The 24,604-nt window shown below is 72.3% G+C and carries 25 protein-coding genes; 8 read left to right on the forward strand and 17 right to left on the reverse strand.

Annotated features, from left to right (window positions below; genetic code table 11):
* Positions 1-19 precede the first annotated feature (19 nt).
* Together rpsN and rpmB are read right to left on the reverse strand one after the other, a co-directional pair.
* The gene (gene rpsN, locus J0911_RS03520; RefSeq protein ID WP_207274078.1) at positions 20-325 is read right to left on the reverse strand and encodes a 30S ribosomal protein S14; all 306 of its coding nucleotides are present in this window, start codon (positions 323-325) and stop codon (positions 20-22) included.
* A complete protein-coding gene (gene rpmB, locus J0911_RS03525; RefSeq protein WP_207274079.1) occupies positions 325-561 on the reverse strand; it encodes a 50S ribosomal protein L28 in 237 nt (78 codons plus the stop codon). Before rpmB ends, rpsN begins: the two co-directional genes overlap by 1 nt.
* 123 nt (positions 562-684) lie before the next feature.
* Between rpmB and J0911_RS03530 the strand changes: the two genes are divergently transcribed.
* The gene (locus J0911_RS03530; RefSeq protein WP_207274080.1) at positions 685-1,836 is read left to right on the forward strand and encodes a GTP-binding protein; all 1,152 of its coding nucleotides are present in this window, start codon (positions 685-687) and stop codon (positions 1,834-1,836) included.
* A gap of 17 nt (positions 1,837-1,853) precedes the next feature.
* On the opposite strand, the gene J0911_RS03535 is transcribed toward J0911_RS03530, so the two are convergent.
* Entirely contained in the window at positions 1,854-2,426 is a 573-nt protein-coding gene (locus J0911_RS03535; protein WP_207274081.1) for a helix-turn-helix domain-containing protein, read from the reverse strand.
* Positions 2,427-2,492: 66 nt separating this feature from the next.
* Between J0911_RS03535 and J0911_RS20135 the strand changes: the two genes are divergently transcribed.
* On the forward strand, positions 2,493-3,428 hold the full coding sequence (locus tag J0911_RS20135; RefSeq protein ID WP_242636219.1) for an NAD(P)/FAD-dependent oxidoreductase: 936 nt from the start codon (positions 2,493-2,495) through the stop codon (positions 3,426-3,428).
* A complete protein-coding gene (locus J0911_RS20140) occupies positions 3,425-4,060 on the forward strand; it encodes a class I SAM-dependent methyltransferase (RefSeq protein ID WP_242636220.1) in 636 nt (211 codons plus the stop codon). The genes J0911_RS20135 and J0911_RS20140 overlap by 4 nt, the downstream gene beginning before the upstream one ends.
* A gap of 16 nt (positions 4,061-4,076) precedes the next feature.
* On the opposite strand, the gene J0911_RS03545 is transcribed toward J0911_RS20140, so the two are convergent.
* From J0911_RS03545 to J0911_RS03575, 7 genes are all read right to left on the reverse strand, one after another.
* On the reverse strand, positions 4,077-5,261 hold the full coding sequence (locus J0911_RS03545) for a YibE/F family protein (protein ID WP_207274082.1): 1,185 nt from the start codon (positions 5,259-5,261) through the stop codon (positions 4,077-4,079).
* 161 nt (positions 5,262-5,422) lie between these two features.
* Complete coding sequence (leuS, locus tag J0911_RS03550; protein WP_242636221.1) at positions 5,423-8,536, reverse strand: leucine--tRNA ligase; 3,114 nt, start codon at positions 8,534-8,536, stop codon at positions 5,423-5,425.
* A 298-nt stretch (positions 8,537-8,834) separates the two neighbouring features.
* Positions 8,835-9,509, reverse strand: a complete 675-nt coding sequence (locus tag J0911_RS03555; RefSeq protein ID WP_307864887.1) for a vitamin K epoxide reductase family protein — start codon at positions 9,507-9,509, stop codon at positions 8,835-8,837.
* A 57-nt stretch (positions 9,510-9,566) separates the two neighbouring features.
* Entirely contained in the window at positions 9,567-10,298 is a 732-nt protein-coding gene (locus J0911_RS03560; RefSeq protein WP_307864888.1) for a metal-dependent transcriptional regulator, read from the reverse strand.
* A 35-nt stretch (positions 10,299-10,333) separates the two neighbouring features.
* Positions 10,334-12,001, reverse strand: coding sequence for a metallophosphoesterase family protein (locus tag J0911_RS03565; protein WP_207274083.1), 1,668 nt, complete (start codon positions 11,999-12,001; stop codon positions 10,334-10,336).
* Between the two features lie 45 nt (positions 12,002-12,046).
* Positions 12,047-12,853, reverse strand: a complete 807-nt coding sequence (gene ku / locus J0911_RS03570) for a non-homologous end joining protein Ku (protein WP_207274084.1) — start codon at positions 12,851-12,853, stop codon at positions 12,047-12,049.
* Positions 12,854-12,898: 45 nt separating this feature from the next.
* Entirely contained in the window at positions 12,899-13,129 is a 231-nt protein-coding gene (locus J0911_RS03575; protein WP_207274108.1) for a glutaredoxin family protein, read from the reverse strand.
* A 173-nt stretch (positions 13,130-13,302) separates the two neighbouring features.
* Between J0911_RS03575 and J0911_RS03580 the strand changes: the two genes are divergently transcribed.
* Positions 13,303-15,966 carry an ATP-dependent DNA ligase gene (locus tag J0911_RS03580; protein WP_207274085.1) on the forward strand — a complete coding sequence of 888 codons (2,664 nt, stop codon included), beginning with the start codon at positions 13,303-13,305 and terminating at the stop codon, positions 15,964-15,966.
* Between the two features lie 37 nt (positions 15,967-16,003).
* Here J0911_RS03580 and J0911_RS03585 read toward each other — a convergent pair whose 3' ends face one another.
* On the reverse strand, positions 16,004-16,855 hold the full coding sequence (locus J0911_RS03585) for a siderophore-interacting protein (protein ID WP_242636222.1): 852 nt from the start codon (positions 16,853-16,855) through the stop codon (positions 16,004-16,006).
* A gap of 41 nt (positions 16,856-16,896) precedes the next feature.
* Positions 16,897-17,289, reverse strand: a complete 393-nt coding sequence (locus tag J0911_RS03590) for a VOC family protein (protein WP_207274086.1) — start codon at positions 17,287-17,289, stop codon at positions 16,897-16,899.
* A 198-nt stretch (positions 17,290-17,487) separates the two neighbouring features.
* Here J0911_RS03590 and J0911_RS03595 point away from each other — a divergent pair, with 198 nt between their 5' ends.
* Complete coding sequence (locus tag J0911_RS03595; protein WP_207274087.1) at positions 17,488-17,916, forward strand: VOC family protein; 429 nt, start codon at positions 17,488-17,490, stop codon at positions 17,914-17,916.
* A 62-nt stretch (positions 17,917-17,978) separates the two neighbouring features.
* Here the strand turns inward: J0911_RS03595 and J0911_RS03600 are convergent, their stop codons facing one another.
* From J0911_RS03600 to J0911_RS03615, 4 genes are all read right to left on the reverse strand, one after another.
* Positions 17,979-18,827 carry a maleylpyruvate isomerase family mycothiol-dependent enzyme gene (locus tag J0911_RS03600; RefSeq protein ID WP_207274088.1) on the reverse strand — a complete coding sequence of 283 codons (849 nt, stop codon included), beginning with the start codon at positions 18,825-18,827 and terminating at the stop codon, positions 17,979-17,981.
* 67 nt (positions 18,828-18,894) lie between these two features.
* The gene (locus J0911_RS03605; protein ID WP_242636223.1) at positions 18,895-19,560 is read right to left on the reverse strand and encodes a pyridoxine/pyridoxamine 5'-phosphate oxidase; all 666 of its coding nucleotides are present in this window, start codon (positions 19,558-19,560) and stop codon (positions 18,895-18,897) included.
* The gene (locus J0911_RS03610; RefSeq protein WP_207274089.1) at positions 19,535-20,176 is read right to left on the reverse strand and encodes a TetR/AcrR family transcriptional regulator; all 642 of its coding nucleotides are present in this window, start codon (positions 20,174-20,176) and stop codon (positions 19,535-19,537) included. Before J0911_RS03610 ends, J0911_RS03605 begins: the two co-directional genes overlap by 26 nt.
* A 68-nt stretch (positions 20,177-20,244) precedes the next feature.
* Entirely contained in the window at positions 20,245-20,463 is a 219-nt protein-coding gene (locus tag J0911_RS03615) for an SCO4848 family membrane protein (RefSeq protein ID WP_207274090.1), read from the reverse strand.
* A 106-nt stretch (positions 20,464-20,569) separates the two neighbouring features.
* Here J0911_RS03615 and J0911_RS03620 point away from each other — a divergent pair, with 106 nt between their 5' ends.
* From J0911_RS03620 to mqo, 3 genes are all read left to right on the forward strand, one after another.
* Positions 20,570-21,811, forward strand: a complete 1,242-nt coding sequence (locus tag J0911_RS03620) for a GNAT family N-acetyltransferase (protein ID WP_207274091.1) — start codon at positions 20,570-20,572, stop codon at positions 21,809-21,811.
* Positions 21,748-22,335: an SRPBCC family protein gene (locus J0911_RS03625; protein ID WP_372434809.1), complete on the forward strand. Its 588-nt coding sequence runs from the start codon at positions 21,748-21,750 to the stop codon at positions 22,333-22,335. Before J0911_RS03620 ends, J0911_RS03625 begins: the two co-directional genes overlap by 64 nt.
* A 61-nt stretch (positions 22,336-22,396) precedes the next feature.
* The gene (mqo, locus tag J0911_RS03630; protein WP_307864889.1) at positions 22,397-23,896 is read left to right on the forward strand and encodes a malate dehydrogenase (quinone); all 1,500 of its coding nucleotides are present in this window, start codon (positions 22,397-22,399) and stop codon (positions 23,894-23,896) included.
* A gap of 220 nt (positions 23,897-24,116) precedes the next feature.
* Here the strand turns inward: mqo and J0911_RS03635 are convergent.
* Positions 24,117-24,604: peptidoglycan-binding domain-containing protein (locus tag J0911_RS03635; protein WP_207274093.1), on the reverse strand; the 488-nt coding region annotated here is incomplete at its 5' end.

The following is a 24,604-nucleotide window of genomic DNA, read 5'->3' on the forward strand; positions in this document are numbered from 1 at the left end:
CGGTATCTCGCGGCCGGGCCTACCAGCTCGACTTCGTCACGCCGGGCAGCTCGCCACGGTGCGCCATCTCGCGCAGCCGGATGCGGGACAGCCCGAACTTGCGCAGGTGGGCGCGCGGCCGGCCGTCGACGACGTCGCGGTTGCGCACGCGCGTGGCGCTCGCGTCGCGCGGCTGCCGCCGGAGCTCCGCGGCAGCTTCGACCTTCGCCCCCTCGGAGGCGGACGGGGACGCGATCACGCGCTTGAGTTCCGCGCGCCGCTCGGCGTACCTCGCGACGACGGCGCGGCGGCGCTCGTCCGCGGCGATCTTCGACTTCTTGGCCATCAGACCTTCTCCCCCCGCGCGAGGATCTCGGCCACGACGACGTCGATCCCCCGCCGGTCGATCGTCTTGATGCCCTTCGCACTCACGCGGAGCGTGACGTGCCGCCCGAGCGACGGCGCCCAGTAGCGCTTCTTCTGGATGTTCGGGTTCCAGCGGCGCCTGGTGCGCCGATGGGAGTGCGACACCGAGTTCCCGAACCCCGGTTTGGTGCCGAGCACCTGGCAGACGGCCGACATGGCTTCCTCTCCTCGCTCATGACAATCGTTCTCAAACTCGGGGTACAGTACCCGCATTGAGAATGGTTATCAAATGCGTGTGGCGGCCGCGGGCGGCCGCACGCCGACCCCGAGGAGGTCCGTATGCCCCGTCACCGCCCTGCCGACCAGCGCGTCCCGATCAGCGTGCTCGCGTCGGTCGACCCCGTCCTGCGCGACTCCGCCGTGCTCGGCCTCGTCGTCGACTCACCGGGCACCGTGGCGCTGCGGCACGACATCCTCGCCGAGGAGGGCTTGATCAGGCGCGTGGTGGTCGACGCGTCCGGCGTCGTCGAACAGGTGCTGGTGCCGCTCGAGCACGCGTGCCTGTCGTGCGCCGTGCGGGAGGACGCGCTGCCCACGCTCGCCGCGCTCACCGAGGACGGGCGCTGGAGCGACGTCATCATGGCGTTGCCCGTCAGCGCCGAGTCGCTGCCGGTGACGCGCGCCCTCACCGCGGAGACGCGACGCGGCGGCCTCCTGGACGGGGCCCGGATCGCGACGGCCGCGACCGTCGCCGACGTCGAGACGTTCGAGCACGACCTGCTCGCCGCCGACCTCCTCGCCGAGCGCGGCATCGCCCTGACCCCCGACGACGAGCGCTCCGTGGGCGAGGCCCTCGCCGCCCAGGTGGAGCACGCCGATCTCGTCGTGGCCGCCGGCGAGGCGGTGGCGGCGCCCACCGGGTCGGGACTCGTCGACCGGCTCCGGGCCGAGGACTCGGCACGGGTGGAGGGCCTCCACGGCGTGACGGCCGCCGACCTGGCCGCGGGCCGCCACGACCCGGTGCGCGGCGAACGCCGCAGCAACCCGCTGGGGGCGCGCCGGGCGACGGGCGACGCACACGCCACGGGCGACCGGAGCTGGACCCTGGAACTGCGTTCCGACCGGCCCTTCCACCCGGAACGCCTGCTGGACCGCATCGAGGACCTCGGCACCGGGCGCCTGCGGAGCCGCGGCGTGTTCCACGTCGTGGACCGCCCGCTGTCCGCCTGCCTGTGGGACGGTGCCGGCGGACAGCTCTTCCTCGGCGACCTCGGCACCTGGGACGAGGCCGCGGCGTCGGCCGAGCCGCACACGCGGATCGTCGTCGTCGGATCCGCGGACGACGACGCGAGCACCGAACAGGACGTCCGTCACGACCTGGTCGACGCCTTCCACGACGCCCTCGTCCGGCCCGACGAGATCGCCGACGGCGGCCTGTCCTGGCTGGGCCGCCAGGACGTCCTGAGCCCCTGGCTCGGCTCGCGCTCCTGATCCGCCGTGCCGCCGGATCAGCCGCCTTCCTCGTGCGGCGCGTCCGTGCGGGTGTGGATCCGGGCGCCGTCGTCGTTGAAGATGCTGATCACCTGGGCCGGCTTTCCTCCGGTGGCGCTCATGGCGTGCGGCGTGCGCGTGTCGAACTCGGCGGCCTCGCCACGGGTGAGCACCAGGTCCTGGGCACCGAGCCGCAGGCGCAGCCTGCCGCTGAGCACGTAGAACCACTCGTAGCCGTCGTGGACGCGCTGCTCGGGCAGGGTCGCGGCGGGCTGGTAGGTGATCTTGTAGGTGTGGATCGGCGAGTTCTCGGGCGCGAGCGGCGCGATGACCAGGCCGTCGCGGCGGACCACCGGCCGCCGCACGCGAGGATCGGTGTCCTCGGGCGGCAGGAGATCGTCGACGCGGATGCCGAGGCGGCGGGTCAGCGGCAGCAGGAGTTCCAGGCTCGCCTGCCGCTTGCCCGACTCCAGCCGGGAGAGGGTGCTGGCCGACATCCCCGCCCGGGAGGCCAGGTCGTCCAGGGTCCAGCCGCGGGCCCGGCGCGCGGCGCGCAGGCGCGGACCGATCTGTCTCAGGTCGTCGGACACGGAACCTCCTTGCCAATTCTGCAAGATCACTTGCACCCAGCCTAGCTCGCCGGTGATGGTGGCCGCATGAACGAGACATGGGATGTGATCGTCGTCGGCGGCGGTGCGGCGGGACTGTCGTCCGCGCTGATGCTGGGCCGGGCCCGGCGCCGGGTCCTCGTGGTGGACGCCGGGAGCCCGCGCAACCGGTTCGCCGCCCACATGCACGGAGTGCTGGGCAACGAAGGAACCGACCCCGCCGAGCTGCTGGCTCGCGGGCGCCGGGAGGCGGCCGGCTACGGCGTCGAGATCCGGGGCGGCAGGGTGGACCGCGTGGACGAGGCGGACGACGTCGTGACCGTCGCCCTCGACGACGGGACGACGTCGTCGGCGCGGGCACTCGTCGTCGCGACCGGCATGACCGACCGGCTCCCGGAGCTGCCCGGGCTGGCCGAGCGCTGGGGCAGGACGGTGCTGCACTGCCCGTACTGCCACGGCTGGGAGGTGCGCGACCGGCGACTCGGTGTTCTCGCGACCTCACCGATGGACGTGCATCGCGCCCAGCTCGTGCGGCAGTGGAGCGACGACGTCGTGGTGTTCGCCGGGGGCGCCGGCGCGATCGAGCCCGAGGCCGAGACGCGGCTCCGGGCTCGCGGCATCGAGCTCGTCACCTCTGCCGTGACCGAGGTGCTCGGTGACGGCGAGACCATCACGGGAGTGCGCACGGAGGACGGTGCGACCGTCGCGGTGGACGCCATCTTCTCCGGCGGGCAGCCCGAGCCGCACGACACCTTCCTCGCCCACCTGGGGCTGTCCCGCACCGAGACTCCCCTGGGGAGCTTCGTCGAGGTGGACGAGACGGGCCGGACGAGCGCCGGGCGCATCTGGGCCGTCGGGAACGTGGTCAACCCCGCCGCGACGGTGCCGATGGCCGTCGGGGCGGGCGCCCTGACCGGCGGTGCCGTGAACATGGCCCTGGTCACCGAGGACTTCGACCGCGCCGTCGCGGAGCCCGCCCCATGAGCGACACGACGACCCCCGCGCAGTTCTGGGAGGAACGGTACGCCGGAGCCGACAAGGTCTGGTCAGGGCGTGTCAACCAGGTGGTGGCCGACGTCGCCGCCGAGCTGCCCCCGGGCCGCGCGCTCGACCTGGGCTGCGGTGAGGGCGGCGACGCCGTCTGGCTCGCCCGGCAGGGCTGGACGGTCACCGGCGTCGACCTGTCCCCCACCGCCGTCGCCCGCGGACGTGCCGCGGCGTCGGCCGCGTGCCTCGCGCCGGAGCGGCTCGAACTTCTCGCGGCCGATCTGGCCACCTGGACCACGGAACGAAGGTATGACCTGGTCACCGCTTCGTTCCTGCAGTCGTGGCCCGTGGAGATCCCGCGCGCCGACATCCTCCGGCGCGCCACCACGTTCGTCGCTCCCGGCGGCCGCCTGCTGGTCCTCGCCCATGCCGCGCCACCGTCCTGGGCTCCACCGGAGATGGTGCCCGACCATCCCTTCCCCGGCCCGGAGGGGGATCTCGCGGCCCTGACGCTCGACGACGGCTGGACCGTCCTCGCGGCGGAGACCCGGGAGCGCGCGACCACGAGCCCCGACGGCGAGCCGGCGACGCTGCTCGACAGCGTGGTCCTGGTACGCCGCGACCGCTGAACCGGCGGTGGGGCGGTCAGACGGCTGATGCCGCGGCCGCCTCCCACGCCGCCTCCCGCGCCGGCCCCGGTACCGCCAGCGCGGCGATCGCCGTCGTGATCGGGATCGCCAGGACCAGCCCGATCGACCCCACGAGCGTCCGGACCACCTCCTCGGCGATCTCGCCGGACGTCAACGCCAGGACCGGCGACTGGTCCACCAGGGACACCATCATGAGCAGCGGCAGCGCCGCGCCCACATAGGCGAACGCGATCGTGTAGACCGTGGAGGCGATGTGGTCGCGCCCGATCCGCATGGCGCGGGCGAACAGCACGTGCCGTGGCGCGCCGGGCGCCACCTCCCGCAGTTCCCACACGGCCGACGCCTGCGTGATCGTCACGTCGTTGAGCACGCCCATGCCCGCGAGCACGAGGCCGCACAGCGCCACGCCACGCAGATCCGTCAGGGGCGCCTCGGTCAGGAGGAACTGGGCGTCGTGGTCGGCCGCCCCGAGGTACGTGGCACCCGCCGCCCAGACCCCGATCCCCGCGGTCAGGCCGAGCCCGAGCAACGTGCCCAGCAGCGCCGCGGAGGTCCGCGCGCTGAGGCCGTGCGCCAGGTAGAGCGTCACGAACATCACCAGCGACGACGTCACCAGCGCCACGCCCAGCGCGGACTCCCCCGTGAGAAGGGCCGGCATGGTGAAGCCGAGGAACACGGCGAACGCGATGCCGAGGCCGGCGAGCGCCGCGAGACCGCGCCACCGGGCCACGGCCAGGACGACGACGGCGTACGCGGCGGCGAGCCAGCCCACCGGCACCCGGCGCTGATGGTCCTTGAAGACCAGCGGGTCGGGTGACATCGGCGAGACGGCCGAGATGTCCACGGCGACGATCCGGTCACCGGGGAACAGCGGCACCGATGGTCCCGGGGATGCCATCGTGGTCTCCTCGCCGCTCGCGAGACGCACCCGGACGCCGGCGCCGTCCGGTGGCGCCTCGACGACGGTGGCGTCGACCGTCGTCGCCCCTTCGACGACGGCCGGGATCCGCTCGGGGACCGCTCCGTCGTCGGGCCACAGCAGGAACAGCCCGGCGAGCGTGGCGAGCATCGCCGGGACCAGGGCCGCGGCGAGGACCGTCCGGGTCCTGCGCGACGCCGGGGCGACCGGCCCGCCGTGCGCGTGCGAGGGGAAGGAGGTGTCGAGGACGGACTGCGCCATGGCGGAATGCTGACACGTCCCGCGACCGCGAGCACGCAGACCCGGCGGCCGGGGGCGGCATGGTCCGCCCTGGGGCCGTGGCGCCGGACGGGATCTACCCGACCACGGTGATCGCCACCGGGGCGGGTCCGCGTCGCGTCCGGCGACGCGGACCCGCGTTGTCAGGCCGGAACGATGTTGACCAGCTTGGGTGCGCGGACGATCACCTTCCGGACGCCGGCACCGTCCAGGAAGCGGACCACGTTCGGCTCCGCCAGTGCCGCCGCCTGCAGGTCCTCCTCGGAGATGTCCGGCGCGACCTCCATCTTGGCGCGCACCTTGCCCTTGACCTGGACCACGCAGGTCACGGTCTCGGCCACCAGGTACGCCTCGTCCGCCTCCGGGAAGGGCTCGTGGGCCAGGGACTCGGTGTGCCCCAGCTTCTCCCACAGCTCCTCGGCGATGTGCGGCGCCACGGGCGCCGTCATCAGGACCAGCGGCTCCACGGCCGCGCGCGGCACGCCGTCCAGGCCGGTCAGGTGGTTGTTCAGCGTGATCAGCTTGGCGATCGCCGTGTTGGGGCGCATGCCCTCCATCTCGGTGCGCACGTCCGCGATGGTGCGGTGCAGCACGCGCAGGGTGGCGGCGTCGGGGGCGTCGTCGGTCACGGTGACCTCGCCGGTCTCCTCGGATACGACGTTGCGCCACAGCCGCTGCAGGAACCGCTGCGAGCCGACGACGTCGCGGGTGTTCCACGGACGCGACTGGTCCAGCGGCCCCATCGACATCTCGTACAGGCGGAACGTGTCGGCGCCGTAGGCCTCGTACATGTCGTCCGGCGAGACGACGTTCTTCAGCGACTTGCCGATCTTCCCGTACTCGCGGTTGACGGGCTGCCCCTGCCAGAAGTAGGTGGTCTGCCCGTCCGGCGCCGTCTCCTCGGTGACCTCCTCGGCGGGCACGTACGCGCCGCGCGAGTCGGTGTACGCGTACGCCTGGATGTAGCCCTGGTTGAACAGCCTGCCGAACGGCTCCGACGACGACACGTAGCCCAGGTCGAACAGGACCTTGTGCCAGAACCGCGCGTACAGCAGGTGCAGCACGGCGTGCTCCACGCCGCCGACGTACAGGTCGACGCCGCCCGCCGGGCCGGACGTCGCGTTGTGCCGCGGCCCCATCCAGTACTTCTCCAGCGCCGGGTCGACGGCGTGCTCCGTGTCGGTCGGGTCCAGGTAGCGCAGGTAGTACCAGCAGGAACCCGCCCAGTTGGGCATGGTGTTCGTGTCGCGGCGGTACCGCCGCGGGCCGTCCCCCAGGTCCAGGGTCACGTTCACCCAGTCCTCGTTGCGGCCCAGCGGCGCCTCCGGTTCGGAGTGGACGTCGTCGGGCTCGAAGGTGCGCGGCGCGTAGTCGGGCACGTCCGGCAGGTCGACCGGCAGCATGCTGTCCGGGATCGCGACCGGCCGGTCGTCCTCGTCCCACACGACCGGGAACGGCTCGCCCCAGTACCGCTGCCGCGAGAACAGCCAGTCGTTCAGACGGTACGTGGTGGTGCCCTGCCCGACGCCGTTCTCGCTCAGCCAGGCGATGATCCTGGCCTTCGCCTCGTCGACGCCCAGCCCGTCCAGGCTCAGCGCGTCGTTGGACGAGTTGATCGCGACGCCCTCACCGGCGTAGGCCCCCTCGAAGCCGTCCGGCAGACCGCCGTCGGGAGCGACGGTGTGGACCACCGGCAGGTCGTACGCGCGCGCGAAGTCGTAGTCGCGCTCGTCACCGCCGGGGACGGCCATGATGGCGCCCGTGCCGTACCCCATCAGGACGTAGTCCGCCGTGAAGACCGGGACGTGCGTGCCGGTCACCGGGTTGACGGCCAGGTGGCCGGTGAAGACACCGGTCTTCTTGCCCGCGTCGGCCTGGCGCTCGACCGCGCTCTTGCCCGACGCCTCCCTGCGGTACGCGGCCACGGCCGCGGCAGGGCTCTCGTGCCCGCCGGTCCAGACGCTCTTCGTGCCGTCGGGCCAGGCGGCCGGCACCTCGTCCAGCAGCGGGTGCTCGGGCGCGACGACCATGAAGGTCGCGCCGAACAGCGTGTCCGGTCGGGTGGTGAAGACCTCGATCGCCTCGCCCGCGCCGGCGGCGTCGTTGTCGGACGTGCCGACGACGTCGAAGCGCACGTGCGCGCCGTGCGAGCGGCCGATCCAGTTGCGCTGCATCGCCTTGACCTTGTCCGGCCAGTCGATCAGCTCCAGGTCGTCCGTCAGGCGGTCCGCGTAGGCGGTGATGCGCATCTTCCACTGGCGCAGGTTCTTGGTGAACACCGGGAAGTTGCCACGCTCGGACCGGCCCTCGCTCGTGACCTCCTCGTTCGCCAGAACCGTCCCCAGGCCCGGGCACCAGTTCACCGGTGAGGAGTCGACGTAGGCCAGGCGCTGTGCGTCGAGGACGTCGCGCCGTTCGCCCTCGCTCAGCGCGGCCCAGACCGCACCGCCGGTGTTGTCGCCGTCGTGGCCGGGTACGGGGCGCGTACCCGCGGCCAGTTCGTCGCGCAGCTCGGAGATCCGGCGGGCGCGGCCTCGTCGTCGGTCGGGATCGGTGCCGGCCGGCTCGGCGTCGGCGTCGTACCAGGAGTCGAAGATCTGCAGGAAGATCCACTGCGTCCAGCGCACGTACTCGGGATCGATCGTGGCGAACGAGCGGCGCTGGTCGTGCGCCAGGCCGGCCCGGCGCAGCTGGCGCCGGTAGGTGACCATGTTCCGTTCCGTCACCCCGCGGGGGTGTTCGCCCGTGGCCACCGCGTACTGCTCGGCGGGCAGACCGAAGGCGTCGAAGCCCATCGTGTGCAGCACGTTGTCGCCGCACATGCGCCGGAACCGGCCCACCACGTCGGTGGCGATGAAGCCCAGCGGATGCCCCACGTGCAGGCCCGCGCCCGAGGGGTACGGGAACATGTCCATGATGAAGTACGGACTGCCCGAGGCGTTCGCGCCGTCGGGCCCCGTCAGGGCGCCCGACGGGTTCGCGGCGTGGAACGTGCCGCGCTCCTCCCACCGGTCCTGCCAGCGCAGCTCGATCTCCTGCGCGAGTGCCGGGGTGTAGCGGTAGCGGGGACCTTCGGGCGTACTCGTGGTGCGTTCAGCGGCGGGGGTCGTCACCCGCGGGATTCTACCGACCGAGCCGGGCTCGGCCCCGGGCCGGCCGGTGATCGGGCTCGTGACCGGTCCTGGGCCGGAGGGCGCCCGGCCGGTGACCGGGCTCGCCGGGCTCTCGGCGGCACCGGGGGACATCGTGTCGGTCATGGTCGCGGCTCCATCTGCGAGATCGGGTTCCGGGCACGAAGAAGCCCCCGCGCTCCGAGGAGCGCACGGGGGCTGCCGCACCGGGTGTGCCCGATCACGGGGCGGAACCGGTGCGGCTACATAAGCAGCGAGCGGATGGACCTCACCCGCCCAGGATGCCAGGCGGCCCCGGACGGCGGCAAGCGGTCGGTCCGATGTCGCGAGCGGTCGGTCCGACGTCGAGCGGTCGGTCCCTCAGGCGACCGACCGCACCGACATCGGACCGACCGCTCGACGACCTGCCGACCGCTCGGCAGAGTCAGAAGGAGCGGACCAGGTCGCCGCCCACGGCCAGGAGCAGCCAGCCGACCGCGAGGACGTAGCCGATGACAAGGATGACCGTGCGGTTCGCGACCAGCGCGTCCCGGAGCCCGGCACCCATCGGCAGGTCGCCGGTCTGCGCCCCGCGCACGATCTGATACCACAGCAGCGGCCACATGATCGTCCACACGACCATGCAGTACGGGCACAGCGCGACGATGGCGTAGAAGCTCGTCCACATCAGGAAGAACACGAGCGCCTGCCCGAGCAGCGTGCCGACCAGCAGCGAGGTCCAGTACCACCGCGGCAGCCGTGCCCCGGTGAGCAGGACGACGCCCGTGGTGATCACCACGGGGAAGGCCGCGACGCCGAGGTAGGGGTTCGGGAAGCCGAGCAGCGCCCCCTGCCACGAGTCCATGGCCGCCGTGCAGGTCACGAACAGGTTCAGCGAACAGGACGCGGCACGGTCGGAATTGATGAACCCGAGGTACTTCTCCCAGGCGAGAGCGAACGACGCGACGAACCCGATCGCCCCCAGCCCCAGGAGAAGGAGCGCGATCGTCCGTTCGCCGAGTGGCTTCGGACGGGGCACGGCGGCGAGTTCGTCGGCGTCCAGGCCGTCCGGTGCATCGTTGTCCGACGACGCCACGGCCGCCGCGGTCTTCTCGTTCACAAAATCAACATACTGCGCCACCCTGAACCCTTGCTGAGAAAGAACCGGGCGACCGGCTCAGTCCCGGTCGACCCACACCCGGGACGCGGCCAGCAGGCCCAGGTCGGTCGCGCCGGTCACGGCCCCCGACCGCGTGCCGCCGCCGGGCTCCTCCCCCGGCGTCGTCCACTCCACGTGCAGGGTCCCGGCGAACTCACGGCGGGTCGTCACCGACACCCGTGCGTCGAGCCCGAGACCGATCTCGTCGAGGTACCGCAGAGCTTCCGGGTCGGCGTCGGAGATCCGCACGACGACACCGGACTCCCCGGCCGCCATGTCCGACATCGGCGTCGCGTCCGGCCGCACGACGGTTCCGTCGGCAGTGGGGATCGGATCGCCGTGCGGGTCACGACCGGGACGCCCGAGCCGCGCGTCCAGACGCTCCACCAGCAGGTCGCTGACGGCGTGCTCCAGCACCTCCGCCTCGTCGTGCACCTCGTCCCAGCCGTAGCCGAGCTCGCTGACCAGGAAGGTCTCGAGCAGCCGGTGGCGACGCACCATCTGCAGCGCGAGCCGGCGCCCCGACTCGGTCAGCTCCACCGCACCGTACGGTGCGTGATGGAGCAGACCCTGGTCACAGAGCCGGCGGACCGTCTCGGACACGGTCGAGGCGCCGACCCCGAGCCGGTCCGAGAGCTGCTTCGAGGTGACCTTCTTCGTCGACCACTCCTGCTCCGACCAGACCGCTTTCAGATAGTCCTGCGCCACGGGTGTCAGCTCGGCGGGCACGGTCGGGACGGAGGAGTTCACGCTTCCGAGCCTATCGGCCCGGCCGGACCCGCCGGTCAGTGGGGTTCGCCAGGCCGCGCCGGCTCCGTGCCCGGGAGAGGCCAGGAGGGCGGCATCGATTCCCAGTCACCCACCGTGACGGACTGGTCGGGATCCACGACGACCTCTCGCAGTTGCGTGAACGACCGCGAGACGGTGTCGAACCGTAGGACGGTCATCGAGGACGGGTACTGGAGCGGGCCGACCGACAGCTTGCCGAGGCTCGCGCCCCCGGTCGTGCTGTTCACGTACCGGAGGCCGTAGCCGATCGCGTCGGGGCCGATTCGCTTGTGCATGTGGCCACTGAGCTGGAACGGCACGCAACCCGAACGCAGGCCGGCGTCGCCGACGGCGGGAGTGTGCACGAGCAGGACGTCGATCCGCTCGCCGACGTCGCGCGCCTCGCACGCGACGTCCCGCAACCGCTCGCCCGCCTCGGCGGGTGTCTCCTCGCGGACGGCCGTGGTCCCGCCGCCGATCCGGGTCTCCAGCGGGTCCCGGTCCCCCAGGATGCGCAGGCCGCCCACCTCGACGACGTCGCCGTCGAGCACGATCTGCCCCTGGGAGCGCTCGGCCGCCGACGTCAGCACCGAGTCGTGGTTGCCGTCCGCGACGACGAACGGCACGTCGTCGGGCACGGCCGTCGCGAACGAGTCGACGCACACGTTCTCGACGCCGGTCCCGTTGATCGTGGTGTCGCCCGCGTTGAGCATGATGTCCGCCCCGGACCGGGCGACGGCGGTGCGGAGCAGCGGCGTCATCCCGGTGTTGCAGTGCAGGTCGGAGACGAGCAGGACGGTCAGGGTGTCCGGCGGTGGCTCCGGGGGGCCGGTCGGCTCCGTGGCGTCCGGCTCCGTGGCGCCCCCGTCGCCGACGCCGGTCCCGGCCGCCGTCCCCGTCTCGACGGACGCCGCGCGTTCCCGGGCGTCGGCCTCGTCCCACGCGACCTCGAGGTTCTCCCGGGCGGTGGTGTAGTAGCCGGAGTTGTTCCGGTACAGGCCGACGAGCTGACCGGAGTACGTGTCGATCACACGAGCGAGGCGGCCGGTGAACGTCGCGCCCTCCAGCGCCGTCCCGGCGAACACCATCGAGGCCTCGGCGGGTTCGGTGGTCCGGCGCACCGGGACGCTGCCCGTGGACGTCGCCCACACGAAGACCACGAGCGTCGCCGTGCCGACGATCTGCCAGGTGCGTGGCGCGATCATCGCCGTGAGCTCGTCCCGCCGCCGCGCGCCGAGCGCCGCCCGGACGGCGAGACAGGCCAGTACGACGATCCCGAACGCCACCACGGTGCGGGTCGCCGCGTCCTCGACGAGCGCCCGGGACACCGTCTGGACCGTCTGGTCGGGCGTGTCGAAGAACTGCAGGTAGGCGTCGAGGTCACGGCTCATCGCCTCGAGCGTCCGGGACGCGCCGACGGCGGTCAGATCGGCCGGGATCTCCTGCACGGTGACGGACACGCCGAGCCCGAGGGGCAGCGGCGAGGACGAGACGATCCGGCCCAGGGGCCCGAGATCGATCACGAGGTGCGAGTCACCCGTGACCTCGTAGAGCGCCTGGTGGGGACCGAGGCTGAGCTCGGCACGGGCGGTCGTCGCGCCGAAGGCGGCGCACACCAGCACGGTGGCCACCACGGCGACGGTCCACCGCGCCCAGCGGGACGGCAGGTGGTTGTGAGCAGGCATCGCGACAACCCTATGCCGGGCGGACCCCCGCTCGTGCCACCCGTGTCAGCCCGTGCGGCGCTCCTTCTTGGCCTCGTCCACGCTGCGCTTGAGGGCCTCCATGAGGTCGATGACCTTGCCGCCCTCCTCCTGCTCGGCGTCGGACTCGCCGAACGTGGCCTCCGTGTCGATGACGTCGCCCTGCTCGATCTTGGCGTCGATGAGCGCGCGGAGCTGGGCCTGGTAGTCGTCGGTGTAGTCGTGCGGCGCGAAGTCCGACTCGAAGCTCGACACGAGCTGTGCCGACATCGCCAGTTCCTGGTCGGTCACGGCGGCCGGCTCGTCGAGGGAACCGAACGACGCCTCGCGGATCTCGTCGGCCCACAACAGGGTCTGCAGTACCAGCACCTCGTCCCGCACCCGCAGGGCGGCGAGCCGCGTACGCTGCCGCAGCGCGAACTTCACGACGGCCGTGCGGTCGGTCTCCTCGAGGGTGCGCCGCAGCAGCACGTACGCCTTCGTCGACTTGGAGTCGGGTTCGAGGTAGTACGTCTTGTCGAGCATGATCGGGTCGATCTGGTCGCTCGGGACGAACTCGACGACGCCGATCTCGCGGTCCTTCTCGGCCGGCAGCTTCGCGAGGTCCTCGCGCGAGATGACCACCGTGTGCTCTCCGTCGTCATAGGCGCGGTCGATGTGCTCGTACGAGACCTCCTCGCCGTCGAGCTCGCAGACCCGGCGATACCGGATACGCCCGCCGTCGGCGTCGTGCACCTGGTGCAGGGGCACGTCGTGGTCCTCGGTCGCGCTGTAGAGCTTGACCGGGACGTTCACGAGCCCGAAGGTGACGGCGCCCTTCCAGATTGCGCGCATACCACGATGGTGCGCCCGATCGGCCGGGAACGCGAGAAGACGAGGTCAGAGGCCCCGGTGGTCCAGGTGTGCGGCGAGTTCCGCGTTGGTCGGCTCCACGAGGTGGGAACCGTCCGGGAAGACGATCACGGGGATGGTCTTGCGACCGGAGATGTCCTCGGCCTCGCAGGCGCGGGTGGGGTCGCCCTCCAGGTCGACGTAGTCGAAATCGACGCGGCGGATGTCGAGCACGGCCTTGGACCGGCGGCAGTCCCGGCACCACTGGGCCCCGTACATCGTGAGGCGGTCCGGCCGACGGTGCGCGATGTCCGCGACGACAACGGCATGGCGTTCTGACGAGTTCACGGGCGACGAGCCTAGACCCCGACACCCCACCAGAAGGTAAAGGTCAGGCAACGATCACGGTGCGTCGAGATGTGAATCTCGTCGCACGTGCCGACCATGAGGACATGGCCGGAATTTCCGCGTCGGAACCGCGACCCGGTGACACCACCGTCACCGTGGACGGCCGGCGCCTGCGACTGTCCAATCTCGACAAGGTCCTGTACCCGGCGACGGGCACCACGAAGGGCGAGATCCTGCACTATCTCGCCGAACTCGCCCCGGCCATGCTCCCGCACGTCACACGCCGCACCACCACGCGCAAGCGCTGGCCCGACGGCATCGACGGGGAGTCGTTCTTCCAGAAGAACGCGGGCCCGGGGACGCCCTCCTGGGTGGCGCTCCACGAGATCCGGCACAAGACCACGGTCAACGAGTACGTCCTGGTCGACGACGTCGCCACCCTGGTCTGGCTCGGCCAGACCGCCACGCTGGAGATCCACACCCCGCAGTGGCGTGTCGGCCGCACCGGTACGAGGCTCCCGCCCGACCGCCTCGTCCTCGACCTCGACCCCGGGCCCGGCGCCGGGCTGGCCGAGTGCGCACAGGTGGCCCGCTGGGCACGTGAGGTCCTCGTCGGGATGGACCTCGAACCGCTTCCCGTGACCAGCGGTTCGAAGGGCATCCATCTCTACGCGGCGCTCGAGCGCCACGGCCCGCCGGACGACGGCGGATCCGGGTCCGGAACCGCGCCGACGTCGGACCAGGTGACCGCCGTCGCCCGCGAGCTGGCCCGGCACCTCGAGGCCGAGCACCCCGACCTCGTCGTGAGCGACATGAAGAAGTCCCTACGCGCCGGAAAGGTCTTCGTCGACTGGTCGCAGAACAACGGTGCCAAGACGACGATCGCGCCCTACTCCCCCCGCGGCCGTGAGCGCCCCTGGGTCGCCGCGCCCCGGACCTGGGCGGAGCTGGAGGATCCCGGGCTGCGGCAGCTCGACATCCACGAGGTGACCGCGCGCGTGGCGGCGGACGGCGACCTGCTCGCACCGCTGCTGCGCGGTCACTACACGACCCTGGAACCGACCGCGGAGCGCATGGCGGCGTGGTCCCGGCTCGCCGAGTACCGCGCCAAGCGCGACCCGGGGCGCACGCCGGAGCCGTTCGGCGAGCGGTCCGCGACGGACGCCGCCCGGTCGCCGTCGTACGTGATCCAGGAGCACCATGCCACGCGCCTGCACTGGGACTTCCGGCTGGAGCGCGACGGCGTGCTGGTCTCCTGGGCGCTGCCGCGCGGCGAGCCCACCGACCCGGGCCGCAACCATCTCGCGATCCAGACCGAGGACCACCCGCTGGAGTACGGCGCGTTCGAAGGCACGATCCCACGGGGCGAGTACGGCGCGGGCGAGGTCTCGATCTGGGACTCCGGCACGTACGAGCTGGAGAAGTGGCGCGACGACGAGGTCATCGCCGTGCTGCACAGCGAGCGCCGGGGCACACGGCGGCTGGCGCTGATCCGGACGGGTGGACGCGGGTCGGGCGACCCGAACCAGTGGCTCATCCATCTCACGAAGAAGCAGCCGCACGAGACGGCGGCCCCACCCGCGGGTGTCGCACCGCCCGAGACCCCGGGACCCGCGGGGTCGCCGGAACGCGCCACACCCCTGAAGCCTGCGGAGGCCCCGGAGCCTGCCGGGTCGTCGCAGCCGGACGCGGCCCCGAGTCCTGCCGAGCTGCCCGAGCTGCCGTCCGCGACCGGGCTCCGCCCCATGCTGGCCACCTCCGCGGACCCGCGCGCACTGCCGCGCCTGGCATCGGCCGACTGGGCGTTCGAGATGAAATGGGACGGGTTCCGCGTGCTCGCGCACCTCGGGTCCGCGGGCGAGGTCGGTCTGGTGAGCCGTGCGGGACTCGACATGACCGCGACGTTCCCGGAGCTGCGCGCACTCGCGGACGCGGTCCGGCCGCAGGACCTGCCGGCGGTGCTGGACGGCGAGGTGGTCGCCGTCGACGCCGAGGGACGCCCGAGCTTTCGCCGGCTGCAGCAACGGGCGAACCTGTACAAGGAACGGGACGTCGAGCGGGCGCGGCGCCGGGTCGGGGTGGAGGTGTTCCTCTTCGACGTCCTGCGGGCGGGTGGACGGGACCTGACGGCCGAGCCCTGGTCAGGGCGACGGGAGGTGCTGGAACGGATCGTGACGCCAGGGGCGCTGGTCCACGTCCCGCCGGTGCTCGACGTCGGGGGCGTCGCCGCACTGGACGCCTCACGCGACCTGCGGCTGGAAGGGGTGGTGGCAAAGCGGCGGGCGGCACGGTACGTGCCGGGCCGGCGGTCGCGCGACTGGCTCAAGGTGAAGCACGTCCAGTCGCAGGAGGTGGTGGTCGTCGGCTGGCGCCCCCTGCACGCCGACACCGGGCGCCCGGACCTGAGGACCGCGGGCGCGCTGCTGCTCGCCGTCCCCACCCGGCTGTCCGGCGGGCGCACCGGCGAGGACCGTGGCTCGCCGGGCACGGGAGCGGAACCGGGGGAACCCGGGGCGCTTCGTTTCGCGGGCCGCGTCGGTACGGGGTTCACGGAGAAGGACCGTCGTGAGATCGCGCGGCGGCTGGACGAGATCGGAACCGGGACGCCCGCGGTCGCCGACGTCCCGGCCGTGGACGCCCGCCCCGCCCGCTGGTGCGAGCCGGTCCTGGTCGGCGAGGTCGACCACGCCGGCTGGACGCAGGACGGGCGGCTGCGGCACCCGGTGTGGCGCGGCTGGCGCCCGGACCGCACCCCGGACGACCTCTGAGCCCGTCACCGGCGAAGCGTCGCGGTGCGAGAGCGGCTCAGCTCTGCGACGCCCGGCCGTGCTTCCAGTAGCCGACGAAGTCGACATGCGTCCTCGGCACCCCCCGGTCGTTCACCAGATGCCGGCGCGCACCCGTGGCCAGGGCCGATTCCCCGATCGCGAACGCGTAGACGTCCCCGCCGGGGAACTCGGCCGTGCGCAGCGCCTCCAGCGCCAGCGCGCCCGGGACGGCGTCGTGCCCGGTGGCGTCCTGCGCCGTCGTGCCGGGCGCCTCGTCGCGGACCACCCACCGCACCTCCATGCCAGGCGGAGCCGTGAAGTCCTGCTTGTCGGCGGTCGTGGGGACCTCGACGATCGCGAGGCCGCGCCGGCCGGCCGGCAGCGACTCGCAGATGCCTGCCACGGCGGGCAGGCCGGACTCGTCGGCGACCAGCAGCACCCAGTCGTGGTCGTGCTGCGGGTTGTAGCCGATCCCCTGATCGAGGATGCCGACCTGCTCCCCCGCGCTGCAGCCGGTGGCGAAGCCGGCACCCGGCCCGGTGCCGCCGTCCTCGTCCTCGTGGACCACGAAGTCGACGTCGATCTCGTTCAGCTCCTCGCGGGCCGCACGGATCGTGTAGTTGCGCACGTACGGCCGCCTCGAGCGCGGAGTGGCGAGGTACTGGGCGTACCACCATCCCGACGACGCGGTCGGCAGCTTGAGGTTCTCCTGGCCCGGGCGCGTCATGAACAGGCGGAACCACTGGTCGTAGCCCTGCAGCGTGAGGCGGGCGATCCCCTCTCCGCCGAGCGTCACACGCATCATGTGGGGCGTGACGCGCTTGGTCTCCACGACCTGCGCCATGACGACCTCGGGGGCGACGGCCCTGCGCCCGTTGTATCCGCTCATGGAGGCAAGGTTAGGCAAACCTTATAAGTCGTGGCAAGGTCTCAGCCCAGCTCCGCCTCGCTCCTCAGGATGCAGAACTCGTTGCCCTCCGGGTCGGCCATCACGATCCAGCCCGTCCCGGGACCGTCGATGCCCCGGTGGTCCTCCACCTTGGTCGCGCCGAGGCGGAGCAGGCGCTGGTACTCGGCGTTGCGTTCGCCGGCCTTCGGCCGCAGGTCGAAGTGCAGCCGGTTCTTCACCGTCTTCCCCTCCGGCACCTTGATGAACACCAGCGGGACCCGCTTGCCCTTGGGGTCCTCGATGTAGCACTCCTCGTGGTCGGGATCGTTGGGGTCGTCCGGGTCCTCGGCATAACCGAGCACGTCCTTCCACCACTCGGACAGGGCGTACGGGTCGCGGCAGTCCACCGCGACATGGGAGATGAAGGCAACCATGACCCGAACTCTCCCATCGATCGGCCGCGGCCGTGAAGAACGACGCCGGGGGCCGGCACGCGACGGCCGCGCACGCTCGTCGGCCCGGACGTCCGCGACCCGGTCCGACGGAGGAGGACGGGGAGCGATGAGTTTCCGGACGCCACCACGTCGACACAGGTGTACGCACGACAACACACCGAACCCAGGAGCAGAACGATGTCCATCAACCAGATCTACGTGAACCTTCCCGTCGCCGACGTCGCCCGGAGCACCGCCTTCTACGAGGCTCTCGGCTTCACGAAGAACCCCCAGTTCAGTGACGAGAACAGCAGCTGCGTCGTGATCGGCGACAACATCTTCGTGATGATCATGACCCGGGAGAAGCTCCAGGGGTTCACGAAGCACGAGGTCGCCACGGACGGGGTCCGCGTGATCAACGCGCTCGGCGCGGACTCGCGCGAGGGGGTCGACCACGTCGTCGACGCCGCTCTCGCCGCGGGGGCGACCGCGTCGAACGACACGCAGGACTACGGCTGGATGTACAACCGCGCCTTCGCCGACCCGGACGGCCACCACTGGGAGGTCGCCTACATGGACGAGGAGGCGATGAAGGAGGCCTTCGCGGAGGACGCCGGCCAGGCCTGAGCGACGTCCGGCGCCCCGGGGAACCGGCCGGGGCCGGCCCCTTCACGACTCGTCGACGGCGCTCAGCGCTGCGCCGACGGCCAGGGAGCCAGCTCCGGGAGCGGGATCTGCGATGACCCGCGCGTCGCGCGGACCGGACCAGCCGGTGCACGGCCGGCCAACCAGGCGACGACATCGGCCGGTGCACCCGAGACGACCGTCTCCGACGGCGTGGCCGGCGACGACATGGCGGGCGACGACATGGCGGGCGACGACGTGGCGGGCGACGAGGTTGCGCGCTCCCGATCACCGTCGGCCAGAACGACGTCGGCGGGCAGCCGGACCGCGAGGAACTCCTTCAGGTGCTTCCGCAGCCGGTCGTCCCACGTGTCGAAGCCGAGGCCCACGTTCGCGTCGACGGCATGGATGCGGATCTCCCGCCACCAGGCCAGTAGGCAGCCGCTCACCGGCCCCTCGCGGTACGACGTCGGGGCGTCCCACAGCGGTGCGCCCGGCGCCGGCCACGCGGCGGCGAGACGCTCGCGGGCAGCGGTCAGCGCGTCCACGTGCTCCGCCGGGGTGCGGCTCGACCGTGCCTCGATGGCGGCGTCGCGTCCCTCGACCCCGCCGTCGTACGGCTGGATCCGCTTTCCGTGTGCCGCGTACTCGGCCTGCCGTGCGAGCGCCTGAGCCACACCGTCCACGTGCGCGAGGACGTGACCGCGCGTCCAGCCCGGCAGGGCGGACGGCTCGCCGCAGGCCTCTTCCGAGAGGTCCCGGACGGCGACGACCAGCGCGTCGAGCGCGGCGAACGAGTCCGTGCGTGCGTGCTCGGTCGAGGAGCCGGCACGCGTGGCATCCGCCCGCGTACCGGTCGGGGCTCCCGCGTCGGCGGGCTGGGCGTCGGTTCCGGCGGTCGGCTCGCTGGTCATCGTGTCTCCAGGTGTTCGTGGCTCTGTCGGGTGGTGGTCGTGGCTCCGCGACGCGGAGCCGTCCGGCTCACGGCCACAGCAGGCCCGTGGTCCAGTCCGTGTCGCCCTGGCGGTACAGCAGGCGGACGTGCGGGCCCTCGTCGGACGCCTGCCAGAACTCCACCTCGGTGGGCGCCAGCGCGAAGGCCGTCCAGTCGGGCGCGACGAGCCCGGGATCGGCCGTCACGGCGTCCAGCGCCGCGGCGAACGCGGCGTCGTACTCGGCCAGTGAGCCGAGCGGCTCGCTCTGCCGGTTCACCAGACCCGCCGCGCGGGACAGGTCGGGGCGGGCAAGGAAGTCCGCGCGGCTCGTCGCGGGGTCCGCGACGGACACCGTCCCGGTCACCCGGACCTGGCGACCCAGCACCGGCCACAGGAACGTCATCGCCGCGTGCGGGTTCGCCTCCAGGTCCCGCCCTTTGGGCCCGCTCGACCGCGACGCGAACCACCAGCCGTCCGAGGTGACGTCCTTGAGGATCACGGTGCGGGCACGAACGTTCCCGGCTGCGTCGGCCGTCGAGAGCACGACGGCGTGCGGAGCGAGGACGCCGGCATCGATCGCGTCGTCGAGCCAGGTGGTGAACAGCTCGTGCGGTGTCGCCGGAGCGGCGCCGACATCGAGTCCCGGCAGCCCGGGCCGGGGGAACGTCGGCAGCGCGCGCAGCCGATCACGCAGGGGGATGGGCTCGGACATGCGAGGACTCCTGGGTCGGGGACGGCGGGGCCGTGCGTGACGGGCGGTCGAGGTCTGCCAGCAGGCCGAGGAACCCGCGCACGGCCGCGCTCATGGCCTCCGGGTCGCCGGTGGCGCGGGCGAGGACGTACCCGCCCTGGACGATGGCGACGGCAGCGTGCGCACGGTCCCGGGCGACGTCGTCCGGCAGGCCCGACTCGCGGAAAGCGGCTGCGACCTCGTCGAGGAGGCCCGAGAAGTAGCCGCCGACGACGGCGTGCAGGTCCGCGTCGTCCATCACCGCCTGGTCGCTCGTCAGCCGGCCCACCTTGCAGCCCGCGAGCGCGTCGCGGCGTCGGCCGAGGTAGTCGCTGATGCGGTCGAGCGGGGCGGAACCGCCCGTCAGCTCGGCGCGGGCCCGACCCAGGGCGTCGGCGGTGGTGGCGACGACGCCTGCCATCGCGAGGTCGTGCTTGGTCGGGAAGTGGTGATACAGGCTGCCCTGCCCCACCCCGCTGGCTCTCATGACCTGGCGCGGACTGGTCGCTCCCACTCCCTGGACGGCGAACAGCTCCTGCGCCGCGGTGACGAGCCGGGCGCGGGCCGAACCCTCGGCAGTCGTCTTCGTCTCGGACACCCCCTCACCATACCTACCTCAAGGTATGGTGAGCAACCAGAAGACCGGCGGGTCGCGTACGGCCCGCGTCAGAGCAGCGTCAGGACCCCGAGCACGCCGACCGCGAGAGCCGACGCCAGCGAGACCCCGATCAGCACCGCGTGCACGACGAGGAACCGGGTGGGCCTGCCGTCGGCGTCACGGGAGCGCGGATCGGCGGAGATCCGCTGCCAGAAGCGGGGCCAGATCAGGAGGTTCCATCCGGCGGTCACGACGAGCAGGACGGACCAGGCGACAGGGAGATTCACGGGGCAAGTATCGCCCCGGGCCCGCGGCCTGCGCGTATCGCCCGGCTCTCCCCGCGCGGCCCGCGCCGCGTCGTCGATGTCGGCGTCCCCCGGTAGTGTCGCGGCCATGACCTTGACCGTGCGCCGCGTCACGTTCGACGACCAGCCCGCGTACCAGCGCCTCGGCTCGGAGGCGTTCGGCGGCGGCCCGCGGCCCGTCCCGTCACGCGAGGTGTGGGAGTCATCGGCGAACCGCGAATGGGGAGTGTTCGACGGCGGCGCGCTGGCCGCCCGGCTGCGGGTGTACGGGTTCACGTCCTGGTTCCACGGCGGGCGTGTCCCGACGGCGGGGATCGCGGGTGTCGCCGTCGAGCCGGAGCGACGCGGCGCCGGGCTCGTGTCCGCGGTGCTCGACGCCGCTCTCGACGAGGCCCGGGAGCGCGGCGAGGCGATCTCGACGCTGTTCCCGAGCGCTCCGGGCATCTACCGGCGCCTCGGCTACGAGGTCATCGGCTCGTTCGACGACGTCGACGTGCCGCTGGACCGGGTCGCGCGCACGGCTCCGCCGTCGGGCGTCGTCACACGGCGCGCCACCACGGCCGACGTCGAGGCGGTCACCGCGGTGCACGGCACGTGGGCGGCCGGGCAGAACGCTCCGATCAGTCGCGCCGAGGAGCCGTTCTGGACGCCACCGGAGAAGTACGTCGAGGACTACACGGGCGTCACGCTCGCGGTGGAGGACGGCACGGTCGTGGGTTTCGCGAGCTGGACCCGCGGCACCGGCGACTCCCCCGCGACCACGGTGATGGAGGTCGACGACCTCATCGCGCTGACGCCGGACGCGGCGCGGGCCCTGTGGCGCACGCTCGGCACCTTCTCGACCGTGGTCGGGACGGCTCGGGTCTCGACGTCGGGCAGCGGTGCGAGCCTCGACCCGGCCTGGCTCGTGCTGCCGGATCTCACCGTGCGGCGGGTCGCCGAGCACCCGTACATGCTCCGCGTCCTCGACGTGGAGCGCGCGCTGGAGGGCGCGTGGCTCGCTCCGGTGGCAGGCCCGGTGCCGTTCGCCGTGGCCGACGCCTCCACGGGCCCGGACGGCCGCGCCCGAGTGCGAGCGGATCTGTCCGGAGCCTGGACCATCGAGGTCTCCGGCGGTGTGGCACACGTGCACCGCGACGCCGTCGAGGTCGCGGACGCACACCACGACCGCCCGGTCCTGACCGCCAACGGTCTGGCGCTCCTGTACGCGGGAGCGCAGTCGGCCGGGAACCTGCGCATGGCGGGGCACCTGACGGGTCCGCGGACGTGGGATCAGGCCCTGACCGCGATGTTCTCCGGGCGGCAGGTTCACGTGCGGGACTACTTCTGACACGCGCGGCCGCCGGCACGTTCCGGCTGATCACGGCGTGGAGAATCCCGGCACCGGCCGCACGGGTGTGGGAGGTGCTCGCCGATCCCGGGTTCACCTGGCCAGCCTGGTGGCCGGGCCTGCGCGCGGAGTCCGCCGGCGTCGTCACCGGACCCGACGGGCTCGGCGGTGCGGGTTCGTGGGCCCGGCTGCGGATGCGCAGTCCCGTGGGCGGTGTGCTACGCCTCCGCCTGGACCTTCTCGACTCCCGCGCGCCCGGACCCGGCCGAACAGGACGGGCGAAGCTGCGGGTGTCGGGAGACCTTCGCGGCGGCGCGGCGGTGTCGGTCAGGGAACGCCCGGGAGGCCTGTGCGAGATCCGCCTCACCTGGGTCGTGACGGCGGCACGAGGCCGGCCTGCCCTGGCCGCGCGCATGGCCCCGCGCCTGTGCGCCTGGGCCCATTCCCGCGTGATGCGCGCCGGAGAACGCGGCCTGAGGCGGCACCTCGCCCGGCGCGGCGTGGTGAGCGACGTCACCGCCTGATCCTTGTGACCTGCACCACCAACTTTGTTCCACTCTTCACAAGCGTCCTACAGTGGAACGCGTGAACTTTCCGCGCACCACTGAGAAGCCCCTCGCGACCGACGTCGACGTCGCGCTGATCGGCGGCGGCATCATGAGTGCCACGCTCGGCGCCCTGCTGTCCGTCCTCGAGCCGAGCTGGCGGATCGGTATCTACGAGCGGCTGGACGACGTCGCCCAGGAGTCGTCCAACCCGTGGAACAACGCCGGTACCGGTCACGCCGCCCTCTGCGAGCTGAACTACACGCCGGAGCGCACCGACGGCTCGATCGACATCTCCAAGGCCGTCAAGATCAACGAACAGTTCGAGACCTCGCGCGAGTTCTGGAACCACCTGCTCACCGCCGGCCTGATGGAAGGCACAGACTTCATCAACGTCACGCCGCACATGACGTTCGTGCGCGGTGAGAAGAACGTGGACTACCTCCGGCGCCGGTGGGAGACCCTGCGTGAGCACCCCCTCTTCGAGGACCTGGAGTTCAGCGACGACCGCACCGTGATCGAGCAGTGGGCTCCGCTTCTCACCACCGACCGTGACACCGACGAGCCGGTCGCCGCGACCCGTGCCGCGGCCGGGACCGACGTGGACTTCGGTGCCCTCACCCGCAAGCTCATCGGGCTGGCAACGGCACGCGGGGCCGAGCTGCACACGCATCACGAGGTCACGGGGCTGAAGAAGCAGCGCGACGGCCGCTGGCGTCTCTCCCTGCGTGATCGCTCGTGGAACGCCGGGACGCGCGGCCGGACGGTCACGGCGCGCTTCGTGTTCGTGGGTGCGGGCGGTGGCGCGCTGCCGCTCCTGCAGGCCGCGGGCATCAAGGAGATCAAGGGCTACGGCGGCTTCCCCATCTCGGGCGAGTTCCTGCGCACCTCCAGCCCGGACGTCGTCGCCCGGCACGACGCCAAGGTGTACGGCAAGGCAGAGGTGGGCGCGCCGCCGATGTCCGTGCCGCACCTGGACACCCGTGTGGTGGACGGCAAGAGCTATCTGATGTTCGGCCCGTACGCCGGGTTCTCGCCGAAGTACCTGAAGAAGGGCAAGTACCTCGGGCTGATCACCAGCCTGCGCGCCCACAACCTCTTCTCCATGCTCGGCGCGGGCCTGAAGAACCTGGACCTGACGCAGTACCTCGTGGGCCAGGTCGCCGCGGCGCCCGAGACGAAGTTCCACGAACTGCAGAAGTTCATGCCCACGGCGAAGCCCGGCGACTGGGAGAAGATCACCGCCGGACAGCGTGTGCAGGTCATCAAGTGGGTGAAGGGCAAGGGCGGCGTGCTGGAGTTCGGCACCGAGGTCATCGCCGCGAAGGACGGCTCGATCGCCGGGCTCCTCGGCGCCTCGCCGGGTGCGTCCACCGCCGTTTCCGCGATGCTCGGTGTGCTCGAGCGTTGCTTCGCCGACCGCTACGAGGGCTGGAAGCCGCAGCTCGCGACGATGATGCCGTCCTTGGGCGGCGGAGTCTCGCCGATCGCCGACGACGCCGCCGCACTCACGCACGCGGAGCGGGTCGCCGCGCGCTGAGCCGGCGGCGGCGCCCCGAGCGGGGTCGCCGCGCGCCGAGCCGGCACATCGGCCGACGACGGAACGGGCTCGACACCGTCACGCGACGAAGGCCTCGTGGCAGCAGGCGAGACCTGCCGGCCACGAGGCCTTCGCCCGCCCGGGACGGCCACGGCAGAGCGGCGGTCCGGGCGCCGCTCGTCTGCGCCCGTGCCCGGGCACCAGGGACGGCCCACGGGCCCTAGTGGTAGATCCGCGTGCTCCCGAAGGTCTTGCAGTCTCCCCACGTGCACGACTGGATCAGGCGGTATGCGCCGCTCCCGCCAGGGTTGCCGTGGTCGCTGTTGCCGCGCTCGAACGTCACGGTGCCCTCGACGCCCGAATAGACGACCTTCCTCTCGTACGAGAGCCACCTGAGCCGATCGTCGGCGTACCCCCACGTCTCCGGGCCGACTCTGCCGTCCACGCCCAGCCCGTGGTTCTTCTGGTACTGGACGGTCGCGTCGTGGGTGTTCGGCCCGAACTGGCCGTCGATCCCGCTCTTGGGCAGCAGCCTCTCGGCGAAGAGGATGGCCTGCCACGCACGGACCGTGCCCGTGTTCCAGGAGTTGGCGCACCCGTTGCACAGGTCGCCGCCGAGTTCGTCGTCGTGGTCGCCGAAGTCGTCCGTCAGCGCTCCCGCGCCGTCCCAGAACGACGTGCTGTACGCACCCTCGTCGCTCTCGGTCG

The sequence above is a fragment of the Myceligenerans salitolerans genome (assembly GCF_017349295.1).
GTDB classification, from domain to species: Bacteria; Actinomycetota; Actinomycetes; order Actinomycetales; family Cellulomonadaceae; genus Myceligenerans; species Myceligenerans salitolerans.